This window comes from Sphingomonas canaveralia, from assembly GCF_047238125.1.
Lineage (GTDB): Bacteria > Pseudomonadota > Alphaproteobacteria > Sphingomonadales > Sphingomonadaceae > JBDFMH01.
In genome coordinates, this window is record NZ_JBDFMH010000001.1 from 1,586,741 (window position 1) to 1,599,759 (window position 13,019).

At 67.9% G+C, this 13,019-nt stretch carries 14 protein-coding genes; 11 read left to right on the forward strand and 3 right to left on the reverse strand.

The features are described 5' to 3' along the window. Positions 1–11: 11 nt before the first annotated feature. The 8 genes from ABC347_RS07565 to ABC347_RS07600 all read left to right on the forward strand — a co-directional run bounded on the left by ABC347_RS07565 (position 12) and on the right by ABC347_RS07600 (position 5,311). Entirely contained in the window at positions 12–494 is a 483-nt protein-coding gene (locus tag ABC347_RS07565; protein WP_413245123.1) for a UPF0262 family protein, read from the forward strand. 2 nt (positions 495–496) lie between these two features. Then, a complete protein-coding gene (locus tag ABC347_RS07570; protein WP_413245124.1) occupies positions 497–964 on the forward strand; it encodes a cytidine deaminase in 468 nt (155 codons plus the stop codon). Between the two features lie 54 nt (positions 965–1,018). Continuing rightward, a complete protein-coding gene (locus tag ABC347_RS07575) occupies positions 1,019–1,258 on the forward strand; it encodes a hypothetical protein (RefSeq protein ID WP_413245125.1) in 240 nt (79 codons plus the stop codon). A 62-nt stretch (positions 1,259–1,320) separates the two neighbouring features. After that, positions 1,321–2,397: a DUF5694 domain-containing protein gene (locus ABC347_RS07580; RefSeq protein WP_413245126.1), complete on the forward strand. Its 1,077-nt coding sequence runs from the start codon at positions 1,321–1,323 to the stop codon at positions 2,395–2,397. Between the two features lie 65 nt (positions 2,398–2,462). Beyond that, positions 2,463–3,017, forward strand: a complete 555-nt coding sequence (gene dcd, locus ABC347_RS07585) for a dCTP deaminase (protein WP_413245127.1) — start codon at positions 2,463–2,465, stop codon at positions 3,015–3,017. 4 nt (positions 3,018–3,021) lie between these two features. After that, on the forward strand, positions 3,022–3,717 hold the full coding sequence (locus tag ABC347_RS07590; protein WP_413245128.1) for a 5'-methylthioadenosine/S-adenosylhomocysteine nucleosidase family protein: 696 nt from the start codon (positions 3,022–3,024) through the stop codon (positions 3,715–3,717). Positions 3,718–3,792: 75 nt separating this feature from the next. After that, on the forward strand, positions 3,793–4,608 hold the full coding sequence (locus ABC347_RS07595; RefSeq protein ID WP_413245129.1) for a PEPxxWA-CTERM sorting domain-containing protein: 816 nt from the start codon (positions 3,793–3,795) through the stop codon (positions 4,606–4,608). 139 nt (positions 4,609–4,747) lie between these two features. Next, on the forward strand, positions 4,748–5,311 hold the full coding sequence (locus tag ABC347_RS07600; protein WP_413245130.1) for a PEPxxWA-CTERM sorting domain-containing protein: 564 nt from the start codon (positions 4,748–4,750) through the stop codon (positions 5,309–5,311). A 52-nt stretch (positions 5,312–5,363) separates the two neighbouring features. Here the strand turns inward: ABC347_RS07600 and rnr are convergent, their stop codons facing one another. Then, a complete protein-coding gene (gene rnr / locus ABC347_RS07605; RefSeq protein ID WP_413245131.1) occupies positions 5,364–7,607 on the reverse strand; it encodes a ribonuclease R in 2,244 nt (747 codons plus the stop codon). A gap of 47 nt (positions 7,608–7,654) precedes the next feature. Between rnr and glpD the strand changes: the two genes are divergently transcribed. Together glpD and glpK are read left to right on the forward strand one after the other, a co-directional pair. Then, positions 7,655–9,091, forward strand: a complete 1,437-nt coding sequence (gene glpD, locus ABC347_RS07610; protein ID WP_413245132.1) for a glycerol-3-phosphate dehydrogenase — start codon at positions 7,655–7,657, stop codon at positions 9,089–9,091. Beyond that, positions 9,088–10,545 (forward strand): glycerol kinase GlpK, encoded by a 1,458-nt coding sequence (gene glpK / locus ABC347_RS07615; RefSeq protein ID WP_413245133.1) that lies wholly within the window; start codon positions 9,088–9,090, stop codon positions 10,543–10,545. The genes glpD and glpK overlap by 4 nt, the downstream gene beginning before the upstream one ends. Positions 10,546–10,586: 41 nt before the next feature. Here the strand turns inward: glpK and wecB are convergent, their stop codons facing one another. Both wecB and ABC347_RS07625 read right to left on the reverse strand, forming a co-directional pair. Continuing rightward, a complete protein-coding gene (gene wecB / locus ABC347_RS07620; protein ID WP_413245134.1) occupies positions 10,587–11,705 on the reverse strand; it encodes a non-hydrolyzing UDP-N-acetylglucosamine 2-epimerase in 1,119 nt (372 codons plus the stop codon). Positions 11,706–11,714: 9 nt separating this feature from the next. After that, positions 11,715–12,644, reverse strand: coding sequence for a cation diffusion facilitator family transporter (locus tag ABC347_RS07625; RefSeq protein ID WP_413245135.1), 930 nt, complete (start codon positions 12,642–12,644; stop codon positions 11,715–11,717). A gap of 44 nt (positions 12,645–12,688) precedes the next feature. Here ABC347_RS07625 and ABC347_RS07630 point away from each other — a divergent pair, with 44 nt between their 5' ends. Then, positions 12,689–13,015, forward strand: a complete 327-nt coding sequence (locus tag ABC347_RS07630; protein WP_413245136.1) for a YnfA family protein — start codon at positions 12,689–12,691, stop codon at positions 13,013–13,015. Positions 13,016–13,019: the final 4 nt, after the last annotated feature.

Sequence of the window (13,019 nt, forward strand, 5' to 3'; positions counted from 1 at the left end):
ACCGCGCAGACGTGGCCGATCCGCGTATCATCGCCGTCGATCTCGACGAGAAGACGATCATCTGGCGCAATGCCGATGTCGAGCAGGAACGCCGTATCGCGATCTTCGACCTGCTCGAAGGCAATCATTTCCGGCCGCTGAAGGATTATCCGGGCGGCTATGCCGGGCCGTACCGCGTCACACTGCGGGTCGAGGAAGGGCGGCTTGCGATCGACATCGCTGCCGAGACGGGTGAGCTGCTGGAAACGCTGGTGCTCGGGCTCGCCCGCTTCCGTCGCCCGATCAAGGACTATTTCGCGATCTGCGACAGCTATTTCCAAGCGATCCGCGCGTCCACGCCGCAGCAGATCGAGACGATCGACATGGCCAGGCGCGGCATCCACAACGACGCCGCCGATCTGCTGAAGGAACGGCTGGACGGCAAGATCGAGATCGACTTCGATACCGCACGCCGCCTCTTCACCCTGATCTGCGTGCTTCACATCCGGGGATGACGATGGCCGAGGTTCCGATCGACGAAGTGGCCGGCCACATCCTGATCGATGCCGCGCGCGAGGCGGCCGTGCATGCCCATGCCCCCTATTCGCGCTTCGGGGTCGGTGCGGCGCTGCTGATGGCGGACGGATCGATCGTAACCGGCACCAATTTTGAAAATGCCAGCTACGGCCTGTCGCTGTGCGCGGAGACGGTCGCAGTCGCCACCGCCAACGCCCAGGGCCGGCTGCGCGAAATCGTCGCGGTCGGCGTGATCGGCGGGCGGATCGGACCCAACGGGCTTGAAGGCGATGCGGCGGTCCGCCCCTGCGGCCGCTGCCGCCAGATATTGAACGAGGCGGCGCAGCTGGGTGGTCGTACCGATTTCCTGGTCTACTCCGCCTCGGCCGACGGCAGCGTGATCGAAAAGCGCACCCTGGCGCAGTTGCTGCCAGACGCGTTCGGCCCGGCCGATCTGGGAATCGGCTGAGGGGGAACCTGCTCGCACGCCGGCGATTGATCGTCGGAGACGAGGAGCAAGATGATGGGTGATCCGGACGACAAGCGCGGCAGCGCGGATATCGACCTGCCGATCCGTGAGATTGGTGAGGGCAGCCCCTCCCCCGCCGATGCCCCCGACACGCCGGCCGAAGGCGGCCCGGCCAATCGCATCGGCCCCGGCGGCGACACCGCCAATCAAGACATCGACGCGATCGAATCGGGTCAGCCAGCCGGCGGCCCCTATGATCTGGGCGAGAAGGCGCACGAGCAGGCCCCCGACTGACTGTATCACTTTACTAATACACCAGGGTCTCCTATCCCGTCTCGAACAGGTGGGAGACGGTGATGAAGATTGTTGGGATCATGCTCGGATTGGCACTGGGCGCCGTGGCGACCGCTGCGGCCGCCGTACCCTACAAGCCGGCCTATGATCCGAAGCTCGCGCCGGGGCGGGTGGCCGGCGGCAAGACCCCGCTGCTCGTGCTCGGCACCGCGCATCTGAGCGAATTCAAGCAGATCCGCCCGGATTGGCTGGAACCGCTGCTGACGCGCCTGGCCGCTTTCAAGCCTGCCGTCATCACGATCGAGGGTTTGTCAGGACAGGATTGCGATCGGCTACGGCGCTATTCGGCGCTCTATCCCGAAGTCGCGGACGATTATTGCGCCGATCCGACGCCCGCGCAGAAATCGCTCGGACTGGACGGTCCGGGCGCCGAGGCCGAGATCGCGCGGCTGCTGGCCGCCTGGCCGGCCGCGCCGACCCCGGCCGAGCGGCGGCGGCTGGCCGCCCTGTTCGTGGCTTCAGGCGATCGCGCATCCGCGCTGGTCCAATGGCTGCGGCTGCCCCCCGCCGATCGCATTGCCGCCGATGGCCTCGACGCCGCGAGCCGCACCGTGCTGGACGAGCGGATCGCCTCCAAGCCCAACGAGAATTATTGGATCGCGGCCACGCTGGCCGCCCGGCTCGGCCTGGAGCGCGTCTATCCGACCGACGATCACAGCGCGGACGGCATCGTCGCCACGCTGCCCGCGGCCTATGGGGAAGCGATCCAGAAGGCGTGGAGCGCGCCGAACCCCTATCTCGATCGCTACCGCGCGCGTACCGCGAAGCTGGCCGGCCCGGCGGACATGCTCGATCTTTACCGCTTCCTGAACCGGCCCGAGAACCAGCTCGCCGCCGTCTCCGGCGATTTCAATGCCAACATGGCGGCCCAGTCGGACAAATTGTGGGGTCGGCGCTATTATGCGTGGTGGCAGGCGCGCAACCTGCGGATGGTCGCCAATATCGTCGCGGCATCCGGCACCGATCCGGGCGCGCGCGTGCTTTCCATCGTCGGCGTCTCGCACAAGCCCTATTTCGAGCTCTATCTTGACCGGGTCGAGGATATCGAACTGGTGGATGCGGCGACGATCCTGAAATAGCCGGACCCTTGCAGCCGGCGGCGTGACCGGCGAAAGCGGTGGCTGAGCCGCAACCGGGAGCCTGCATGTCCATCCTGTCCGACCGCTGGATCCGCGAGCAGGCGCAGGCCAGCGGCATGATCGAGCCGTTCGTCGAAAGCCAGCGGCGCGAGGGCTGCATCAGCTATGGCCTGTCGTCCTACGGCTATGATGCGCGGGTGGCGGACGAGTTCAAGATCTTCACCAATGTCGACAGCGCGGTGGTGGACCCCAAGGACTTTGCCGCCAACAGCTTCGTCGATCGCAAGACCGATTGCTGCATCATCCCGCCGAACAGCTTCGCGCTGGCCCGGACGATCGAATATTTCCGCGTGCCGCGCGACGTACTGGTGATCTGCCTCGGCAAATCCACCTATGCCCGCTGCGGCATCATCGTGAACGTGACCCCGCTCGAGCCGGGCTGGGAAGGCCATGTCACGCTCGAATTCTCAAACACGACACCGCTGCCGGCCAAGATCTATGCCAACGAGGGCGCCTGCCAGTTCCTGTTCCTGAAGGGCAACGAGCCGTGCGAGGTCAGCTATGCCGATCGCGCGGGCAAATATATGGGCCAGCAGGGCGTTACCTTGCCTCGGCTGTAAGCCGGTGCGGATCGGCATCGTCACCGGTATGCCGCAGGAACTGGCGGCCTTCGCGCCGGGGGCCGAGATCGACATTGAAGCGATCGGCGGCGTCCATCTGCGCCGATTGCGCTTCGCCGGGCATGAGATCACACTCGCCTGCGCGGGCATCGGGAAGGTCGCGGCCGCCACCGCCGCGACCTTGCTGCAGGCGCGTGGCGCCGAATGGCTGGTGGTGATCGGCACCGCCGCCGCGATCGGCGATGCGCCTGCGCAGGCCTGGGCGATCAGCCATGCGGTCCAGCATGATTATGGCGCGCGTCGGCCGAACGGTTTCGGGCGCTACAGTGCCGGCACCATCCCGGTCGGGCCGGAACGGATCGCGCCGTTCGCGGCCACGCCGCTGCCCGGCCCCACCCTGCCCTCCGCGCGCATCGCCAGCGGTGACATGTTCGTCGAAAGCGCGGCGCATGCCGCCGAAATCGCGCGCGCGCTGGATTGCCGGCTCATCGACATGGAAACCGCCGCGGTCGCACAGGTGGCGCTGCTGACCGGGCTGCCCTGGTCCGCGATCAAAGCAACTACCGATGCCGCGGACGAAGACAGTGCCGTCACCTTCGAAGCAAATCTGCTGGTCGCCGCCGATCGCGCCGCGCGCGCTGCCGAAGCCGCAATGGCGGCGCTGCCGGCACAATTGGTTGATGCCGACTTAATTTCGTAATTCCGCTGTCGCATCCGCCGCTTAGGCCCGCCCCCGGCAACCGCCGATCAAATCGAATCCAATAAGGGGTCTCCCATGCACTTCACCCTCCGCGCGGCCGCGCTGGCCGCCACCACCCTGCTCGTGCCAGTTGCGGCGCAGGCCGTCGTCTATCCTGCCAATCCCACCCCCGTCAGCCTGACCACGCTCAGCTACACCCAGGATTTCGACACGCTGTCCTCGACCAGCGCTTCGTCGGTGCTGCCCGCGGGCTGGCAGGTGTCGGAACTCGGCGGCAACGCGAACGGCACCTATGCCGTCAGCACCGGCAGCAGCGATACCGGCAATGCCTACAGCTTCGGCGCCGCCAGCAGCAGCGAGCGGGCGCTCGGCAGCCTGACCAGCGGCAATCTCAACCCAGTCAGCTACGGTGCCTTCTTCACCAACGATCTGGGTGGCACGATCAATTCGCTGACCATCGCCTATACCGGTGAACAGTGGCGCAACGGCACCACCCCGAACGCCGACACGCTGGCCTTCGAATATTCGCTCGATGCCACTAGCCTGACCGGCGGCACCTGGACGGCGCTGACCAACCTGAACTTCACCGGCCCGGTCACGGGCACCACAGCGGGCGCGATCAACGGCAATCTGGCCGCCAACCGCCTCACGCTGTCCGATACGCTGGCCGGCCTGGGAATCGCCGATGGCGGCAGCTTCGCGATCCGCTGGACCGATCGCACTGCCGCGACGGGCAGCAATGACGGTCTCGCGGTCGACGATTTCTCGCTGACCGCCACGCTCGAAGCCGTCACCGCGGTGCCGGAGCCGGCAAGCTGGGCACTGATGATCGGCGGCTTCGGCTTTATCGGTTCGGCCATGCGCCGTCGGCGGGTTCTCATCCAAGCCTGAGACTTATGGCCCCCGTCGCCAATGACGGGGGCCATAATCATTGTCCCATATCGGGACTAGGGATTAAAACGGGTATTGTGCGTCGCGGTCAATCGGCAGAGCATCTCTGTGCAATCGAAGGGGAATCAGAATGCGCCCGATGCACTACCTTGCTGCACTTGCACCCATCGCCATCGCGCTCGCCAGCCCGGCTGTCGCTGCCACGCTCGTGGTCAGCGGCGATACCACGGGTGAGCCAACCTACAATCGGCCGGTGACCACGACTGCGCTGTCCGGTGTCGGCACCGACGTCAATTACGAAGCCACTGGCTTCTCAGTCGATACGTCCGGCAGCTATTCGCTCGAAATCACCGCGACCGGCTTTCCTGACGGAGACAGCTATCTGTCGCTCTACAGCGGCAGCTTTGATGCCTCCGATCCACTGACGAACCTGATTGCGGTGGATGACGATAGCGGCACCGATCTCCTGTCGCTGATCAATTTCACGCTGACAGCGGGCACCTCCTACATCGCCGTGGTCACTTCGTTCGATAATGGCGTGTTCGGAACCTATGATCTCACGATCAGCGGCCCCGGCGCGATCACGCTGGCGGGCGGCCCGGCCGTGCCGGAACCGGCTGCCTGGGCGCTGATGATCGGCGGCTTCGGCATGGTCGGCGGGGCGATGCGCCGCCGCCAGACGGTCAAAGTCACCTACGCCTGATCGATCGACAGGAAAGGGGCGCTGCCTGATCGCAGGCGGCGCCCCTATTTTGTCAGCGCTTCCGCCCCTGATGGCGGATATTCGCAGGCCGGCCGCGCCGCCCGATCGGTGTGCGCCGATCCTTGCCGCCCCGCCGCGGCGCAAAGCCAGGCCCGCCTTCCGGCAGTTCGAACCGCAGCGATCCGGTGATCGGGTTCGCCTCCGCTAGCCGCAGCGTCAGCAACTGGCCGCGGACATAGCGGGTGCCGCTGTCTTCCCCCTCCAGCGCCTGCGCGGCTTCGTCATAGCGGAAGCGCTCGTCGCCCAGCGTCGAGACCGGCACCAGCCCGTCCCCGCCGAAATCGACCACGGTCGCGAAAAAGCCGAAATTCTGCACCCCGCTGATCTTCGTTTCCAGTAGTTCGCCGACACGCGTCGACAGATAGGCGGCCACATAGCGATCGATGGTCTCGCGCTCGGCCTCCATCGCGCGGCGCTCCGCCCGGCTGATCGTCTCGCCCAGCACGTCCATCCGTTCGGCATCGGCTTCGCTCAGCCGCGTCGGTTCGGCCGCAGGATCTAGCCGATAGGCGCCCACCAGCGATCGGTGCACCAGCAGATCCGCATAGCGGCGGATCGGCGAGGTGAAATGCGCATAGCTGCCGAGCGAAAGCCCGAAATGTCCGGCATTGGCGGGTGCGTAATAGGCCTGGGTCTGCGACCTGAGGATCTGCTCCATGATCTCGGGTCGATGATCGGCCTCACCGACCTGTGCGATGATCCGGTTGAAGGTCGCGGGCTTGACCACCTGGCCCAGCGCGAACGGGATCTCGAACGTCTCGAGATAATCCTTGAGGCTGACCAATTTCTCGCGGCTCGGCGGTTCGTGCACGCGGTACATCACCGGCGCCTTCTTCGCCTCCAGCGCCTTCGCCGCGGCCACGTTCGCCGCGATCATGTAATCCTCGATCAGGCGGTGCGCATCGAGCCGCTCGCGCGGGGCGACCGACAGGATCCGCCCCTTCTCGTCCAGCATCACGCGCCGCTCGGGTAGGTCCAGATCCAGCGGCTCGCGCGCATCGCGGGCGCGCGAGAGCGCCGCCCAGCAATCCCACAGGGGGCGCAGCGTCGCGGCCATGTCCGCGCCTTCGCCCGCATAGGTGCCGTCGATCATCGCCTGCGCGTCTTCGTAGGCGATGTTGGCCGCCAGCCGCACGACCGCGCGGGAGAAGCGCCAGTCCTTCAGCTTGCCATCCTTCGCGATCGTCAGGTGGCAGGCCAGCGCCGCCCGATCGACGCCTTGCTTCAGCGAGCAGACATCGGCCGACAGGATCTCGGGCAGCATCGGCACCACCCGGTCGGGGAAATAGACGCTGTTGCCGCGCTTGCGCGCCTCGCGGTCGAGATGCGATCCCGGGCGAACGTAAAAGCTCACATCCGCGATCGCCACGATCGCCTTGAACCCGCCGGGATTGGCAGGATCGTCGTCGAGCTCGGCCCAGACCGCATCGTCATGGTCGCGCGCATCCGCCGGATCGATCGCCACGATCGGCAGGTCGCGCAGATCCTCGCGCCCCTCGCCCAGCGGCAGCCTTGCCATCCGCTCCGCCTCGGCCAGCAGATCCTCCGAAAATACATCGGGGATGCCATGCTTGTGGATCGCGATCAGGCTGAAGCTGCGCGGCGCGAACGGATCGCCCAGCCGCTCGGTCACCTTCACCGTGATCCGCGGCGGCCGCCCGGTCTTCTCCGCCAGCACCAGATCACCGACATCGGCCTCGCCCGCGTCGGAGACCATCCAGTCACGCCGCTCGCGCTTGTCGACCGGCTTCAGCCACAGCCGGTCACCCTCGCGGTGGAGCACGCCGAGCACCAGTTCTTCGCCGCGTGCCAGCGTTTTCATCGGATGCGCGCGCCAGCCGGCGCCGGCTTCCTCGGTCCGCGCCAGGATGCGGTCGCCCACGCCCAGCGCCGGGCGCTTGCCGCGCTGCTCCATCACGCGCAGCTTGGGTGGCGGCTGATCACTCTCCCAGCGTTCGGGCGTGGCGAAGGCGATGCCTTCGTCGCTCACGTCCACGATCCGCAGCACCGTCACCTTCGGCACCCCGCCCATCTTGTGGAAGGCGCGGCCAGGCGCGCTGTCGATCAGCCCCTCGTCCGCCATGTCCTTCAGCAGCGCCTTCAGCACGATCTTCTCGTTGCCGTGCAGACCGAAGGCGCGCGCGATCTCGCGCTTGCCGGCGGGCGTATCGCTCGATGTGATGAAGTCCAGGATCTGCTGGCGGGTGGGAAGGCCGGGGGGCGGGCGCTTGGGCATCGCTTGCAGATAGGCGCGCGCGCACGTTCCGGCTAGAAGCGATGGCGATGTACGATCTTCTCGTCATCGGCGGCGGCATCAACGGCGCCGCCATCGCCCGTGATGCCGCCGGCCGCGGCCTGAAGGTGCTGCTCGTCGAGCGGGACGATCTGGCGCAGCACACCTCATCCGCCTCGTCCAAGCTGATCCATGGCGGGCTGCGCTATCTGGAAATGGGCGACATCCGCCTGGTGCGGGAGGCGCTGGCCGAACGCGAGACGTTGCTGCGCACCGCGCCGCACCTCGTCCATCCCTTGCGCTTCCTGCTGCCGCGCGGACCGGGATCGCGCAGCTGGCCGGTGCTGCGCGCAGGCCTGCTGCTCTATGATCTGCTGGCGATCGGCGGCAGCCTGCCGCGCTCGCGCGCGCTGTCGTTCCCCGAAGCCGGGCTTAAACCCGCTCACGCCCGCGGTTTCGCCTATTGGGATGCCTGGGTGGACGATGCCCGGCTGGTGATCCTAAACGCGCGCGATGCCGCCGATCGCGGCGCCGATGTCCGCACCCGGACGACGCTCGTCGCGGCTCGGCGCGACGGCGATCGCTGGCTCGCCACGCTGGACGGGTCCGCCGGCCGAACCGAAGTCGCCGCCCTGGCGATCGTCAACGCCGCCGGACCGTGGGTGGCGGAGGTGCTGGGCGGCCGGCTCGGCGATGCCGCGCCGCCCGTGCGCTTGATCCGCGGCAGTCATCTCGTCGTGTCGCGCTTGCCTGCCGGTAACGATGCCGTCCTGCTGCAACAGCCTGACGGTCGCGTCGTCTTCCTGCTGCCTCACGAGGAGGCCTTCACGCTGGTCGGCACCACCGATGCCGCCACAGACGATCCCGCCGCCGCGCATATGTCGGTCGAGGAGCGCGCGTATCTGCTTGCAGCTGCCAACCGCTATCTCGCCGCCCCGATCTCAGCGCCGGACATCGTCGCTGAATATTCCGGCATCCGATCGCTGCATGACGACGGCAAGGCGGAAGCCCGCGCGGTCAGCCGCGATTACACCTTGGTGATAGATGCCGCCGGCCCGCCGCTGCTGTCGGTCTATGGCGGCAAGATCACCACCGCCCGGGCGCTGGCAGAGGAAGCGATGGCCCGGCTGGCGCGCGCCCGGCTGTCCGCCGGGCCGGCCTGGACCGCCCGCAGCCCACTGCCGGGCGGCGATCTCGGCACCGATTTCGACAGCTTCGCGGCCGATTTCGCCGCCCGCCATCCGCTGCTGGATGCCGCCACCACGCGCCGGGTCTCACGTGCCTACGGCAGCCGCGCCGAGGCCGTTTTCGCGCAAGGCACCGGACGGCTGCTGATGCCGGGCCTCTGGGAAGCCGAGGTCGATCATCTGCGTCGCAACGAATGGGCGCGAACCGCAGACGATATACTGTGGCGGCGCACGAAGCTCGGCCTTCGCGCCCTGCCCGGCATGGCTGTCGCACTCGCCGCCCATATGGAGACATCGTGACCCGCACCATCCTCGCCCTCGATCAGGGTACCACCTCCACCCGCGCGATCCGCTTCGATGCCCATGGCCGCCCGCTGCAAATCGCGGCGCGCGAACTGCCGCAGTATTATCCGCGCGCGGGCTGGGTCGAGCATGATCCGGAAGACATCTGGCGCGATGCGCAGGCCGTGATCCGCGAGGCGATCGACGACAGCGTCGCCGCGATCGGCATCACCAATCAGCGCGAGACGATCCTGCTGTGGGATCGTCAGACCGGCAAATGCCTGCACAACGCCATCGTCTGGCAGGACCGCCGCACAGCCGACCTGTGCGCGCAACTGCGTGCCGATGGCGTCGAGCCGATGGTGCGGGGTAAGACCGGGCTGCTGCTCGATCCCTATTTCTCCGCCACCAAGCTCGCCTGGCTGCTCGATCATGTCGATGGCGCACGCGCGCGTGCCGATCGGGGCGAACTCGCCGCCGGCACGATCGACAGCTTCCTGCTCTGGCGGCTGACGGGCGGCGCGGTGCACGCCACCGATGTCACCAATGCCGGCCGCACGATGCTGTTCGATATCGTGCGAATGGACTGGGACGACGAACTGCTTCGGCTGTTCCAAATCCCACGGTCGCTGCTGCCGGAGGTGCGCGGCAATGCCGAGATATTCGGCGAGACGACGCTGTTCGGGCGCGCGCTACCGATCGCTGGCATGGCGGGCGATCAGCAGGCCGCGCTGATCGGGCAGGCCTGCTTCTCCCCCGGCATGGTGAAATCAACCTATGGCACCGGCTGCTTCCTGCTCAGCCATACGGGCGCGGAGCCTGTTATCTCGGACAACCGCCTGCTCGCCACGCCGGCCTACCGGATCGGCGGCGAGACGGCCTATGCGCTCGAAGGATCGATCTTCGTGGCGGGCGCCGCCGTCAAATGGCTGCGTGACGGGATCGGGCTGATCGCGGATGCTGCCGAAAGCGCGGATGTGGCGGCACAGGTGCCGGACGATCATGCGGTCGTGCTGGTGCCCGCCTTCGTCGGCCTCGGCGCGCCGCACTGGGCGCCGCATGCGCGGGGGCTGATCGCGGGGCTGACGCTGGATACCTCGGCGCAGATGATCGTGCGCGCCACGCTCGAATCGATCGCCTTCCAGACCCGCGACCTGATCGATGCGATGGCCGCCGAAGGTGCCGCCCGCCCGCCTGCGATCCGGATCGACGGTGGCATGGCGGCGAACGACTGGTTCGCGAGTTTCCTCGCGGACATGCTGGACGCTACGGTGGAGCGCCCCGCCTGCACCGAAACGACCGCGCTCGGGGCCGCCACCCTCGCCGGCCTCGCCATCGGCCTTCGCCCCGACATCGCCAGCGTCGCCGCCCACTGGCACGCCGATGCGACCTTCGAGCCGACGATGCCGGCCGCCCACCGCGACGATTTGCTGGCGGCGTGGCACAAGGCGCTAGAACGCGCGCTGCTCTAATCCCGTCGCCCCTGCCCTCGCGGCGGTGACAATTGGAAATCCTAAGCCGCCGCGCGCGCCTCGCGTCCCATCCGCCGGCGCAGATCGTTGAGGCAGCGTACCGCTGTCCGCCCGTCCCACAGTGCCGGGCGCTTGCGATCGGCGTGCGGCGTCGCCAGCGCGTCGGCGAGCTCGGCGGCCAGCGTGGCGGGCTTCACCAGTCGGCTGGTACCTTCGCTGATCGTGATGGGCCGCTCGGTATTGTCGCGCAGCGTGAGGCAGAGGATGCCGAGATAGGTCGTCTCTTCCTGCAACCCGCCCGAATCGGTCACGATCGCCGCGGCGGAGGACACCAAACTCATGAAGCGGATATAGGGGATCGGCCCGGTCAGCCGCACACCTGCGTCCTTGAGCGCCTCATCCAGCCCCACCGCTGCCAGCGCTTTCGCCGTGCGCGGATGGACCGGGAACACCAGCGGCAGCTGCGTCTGGCAGGCGATCAGCGCCGCCACCAGCGTGCGCAGCTGGGCGGGATCGTCGACGTTGGAAGGCCGGTGCAGCGTCACCACGCCATAGCCGCCGGGGGCCAGACCCAGCGCGCCCGGCTCGTCCGCCGCCAGGATCGCGGGGCGGACCAGTTCGTAGCTGTCCATCATGATGTTGCCCACGCGGCTGATGCGGTGCGCAGGGATGCCTTCGGCCGCAAGGTTCGTATCGGCATCGGGCGAAGGTGTCCAAAGCACGTCGGCCAGCACGTCGGTGACGAGCCGGTTCAGCTCCTCGGGCATGTCGCGGTCGAAGCTGCGCAGGCCGGCTTCCAGGTGGACAGTCGGCACGCGCAGCTTGGCGGCGGCCAGGCTGCACGCCGCGGTCGAATTGACGTCGCCCACCACCACCAGCCAATCGGGCCGGTCGGCCATCGCCACCGCTTCATAGGCGATCATCACCCGCCCGGTCTGTTCGGCATGGCTGCCCGATCCGATGCCGAGATGATGGTCGGGCGCGGGCAGCGACAGATCGGCGAGGATATCGTCGGACATCGCCGCATCATAATGCTGGCCGGTATGGATCAGCACCGGCGTGAAATCGGGCGCGGCGCTCAGCGCGTGCCACAGCGGCGCCACCTTCATGAAGTTGGGCCGCGCAGCGGCGATCAGGTGGACGCGGGCGGGGCTGGTCATGCCGCCGCTCTAGCAGTGCGCGGTTAAGCATCCCTTGTCTCCACGCTCCACCTGGATGGTGGCGTGGCCGATCCCGAAGCGATGATCCAGATCGTGCGCGATCCGCGCCAGCATCGCGTCGTCCGCCCCGCCCGGCATCACGAGATGCGCGGTCAGCGCGACGTCGCTGGTGCTGGGCGCCCAGATATGGATGTGGTGGACACGCGCCACGCCCGGCATCGCCGCCAGTGCCGCGGTAACCGCGGCCGGATCGATCCCCGCCGGTACCGCGTTCAACGCCAGCGCGAGTGCCTCGCGCAGCAGCCCCCAGCTCGACCACAGGATCACCGCCACGATCACTAGGCTTGTCGCCGGATCGATCCAGCGCACGCCGGTCTGCAGCGTCAGCAGTCCAGCGATCACCACGCCGGCCGAGACGGCAGCGTCGGCGGCCATGTGGAGATAGGCGCCGCGGATGTTGATGTCGCGCTTGCCGCCCTTGGCGAAGAGCAGGGCAGTACCCAGGTTCACGGCGATGCCGATCGCGGCCACCGCCATCACGGTGGTGCTGGCCACCGCGGGCGGATCGGCGAAGCGGCGGATCGCCTCCCAACCGATCGCGCCGCAGGCCACCAGCAGCAGGATGCCGTTGGCCATCGCGGCCAGGATCGACGATCCGCGCAGGCCATAGGTGAAGCGCGGCGAAGGCTTGCGCTTGCCCAGCTGCCAGGCGGCCCAGGCCACCGCCAGCCCCAGCACATCAGAAAGATTGTGGCCGGCATCGGCCAGCAGCGCCATCGAATCGGCGATCAGGCCATAGACCGCCTCGATCGCCACGAACGCGATATTCAGCCCGATCCCGATCGCGAACGCGCGACCGAAGCTGGCGGGGGCGTGGGCGTGCCCGCCGCCATGGCCGGCATGGCCGTGATCATGATGATGGTCGTGCGCGATCGACATCGGGGCTCCTTGCCGGATGCGGCCACGTTCGCCAGAGCGGCGCAATGGTCAAGACCGCGCTCGCCTATCTGCTCGCCGCGCTTGCCGAAATCGGCGGCTGCTTCGCGGTGTGGGCAGTGCTGCGGCAGGGTGCGCATCCGGCATGGCTGGCAGTCGGCGCGCTCGCGCTCGGCCTGTTCGCCTGGGCGCTGACGCTCAGCCCGGCTGCCGCCGCGGGCCGGGCGTTCGCCGCTTATGGCGGGGTCTATATCGCCGCTTCGCTCGGCTGGCTGTGGGCCGTCGAAGGCACCCGCCCCGATCGCTGGGATGCGGCGGGCGGCGCGCTGGCGCTGGCCGGCGCGGCCGTGATCCTGCTGGCACCGCGCGGGTAGATGC

What these genes read in the sequence shown, in the direction of transcription:
- ABC347_RS07600 (WP_413245130.1), top strand. Translation starts at nt 4,748, where the DNA reads ATGCACTACCTTGCTGCACTTGCACCCATCGCCATCGCGCTCGCCAGC.
- ABC347_RS07595 (WP_413245129.1), top strand. Translation starts at nt 3,793, where the DNA reads ATGCACTTCACCCTCCGCGCGGCCGCGCTGGCCGCCACCACCCTGCTC.
- ABC347_RS07580 (WP_413245126.1), top strand. Translation starts at nt 1,321, where the DNA reads ATGAAGATTGTTGGGATCATGCTCGGATTGGCACTGGGCGCCGTGGCG.
- glpD (WP_413245132.1), top strand. Translation starts at nt 7,655, where the DNA reads ATGTACGATCTTCTCGTCATCGGCGGCGGCATCAACGGCGCCGCCATC.
- rnr (WP_413245131.1), bottom strand. Translation starts at nt 7,607, where the DNA reads ATGCCCAAGCGCCCGCCCCCCGGCCTTCCCACCCGCCAGCAGATCCTG.
- ABC347_RS07625 (WP_413245135.1), bottom strand. Translation starts at nt 12,644, where the DNA reads ATGTCGATCGCGCACGACCATCATCATGATCACGGCCATGCCGGCCAT.
- ABC347_RS07630 (WP_413245136.1), top strand. Translation starts at nt 12,689, where the DNA reads ATGGTCAAGACCGCGCTCGCCTATCTGCTCGCCGCGCTTGCCGAAATC.
- ABC347_RS07570 (WP_413245124.1), top strand. Translation starts at nt 497, where the DNA reads ATGGCCGAGGTTCCGATCGACGAAGTGGCCGGCCACATCCTGATCGAT.
- dcd (WP_413245127.1), top strand. Translation starts at nt 2,463, where the DNA reads ATGTCCATCCTGTCCGACCGCTGGATCCGCGAGCAGGCGCAGGCCAGC.
- wecB (WP_413245134.1), bottom strand. Translation starts at nt 11,705, where the DNA reads ATGACCAGCCCCGCCCGCGTCCACCTGATCGCCGCTGCGCGGCCCAAC.
- ABC347_RS07575 (WP_413245125.1), top strand. Translation starts at nt 1,019, where the DNA reads ATGGGTGATCCGGACGACAAGCGCGGCAGCGCGGATATCGACCTGCCG.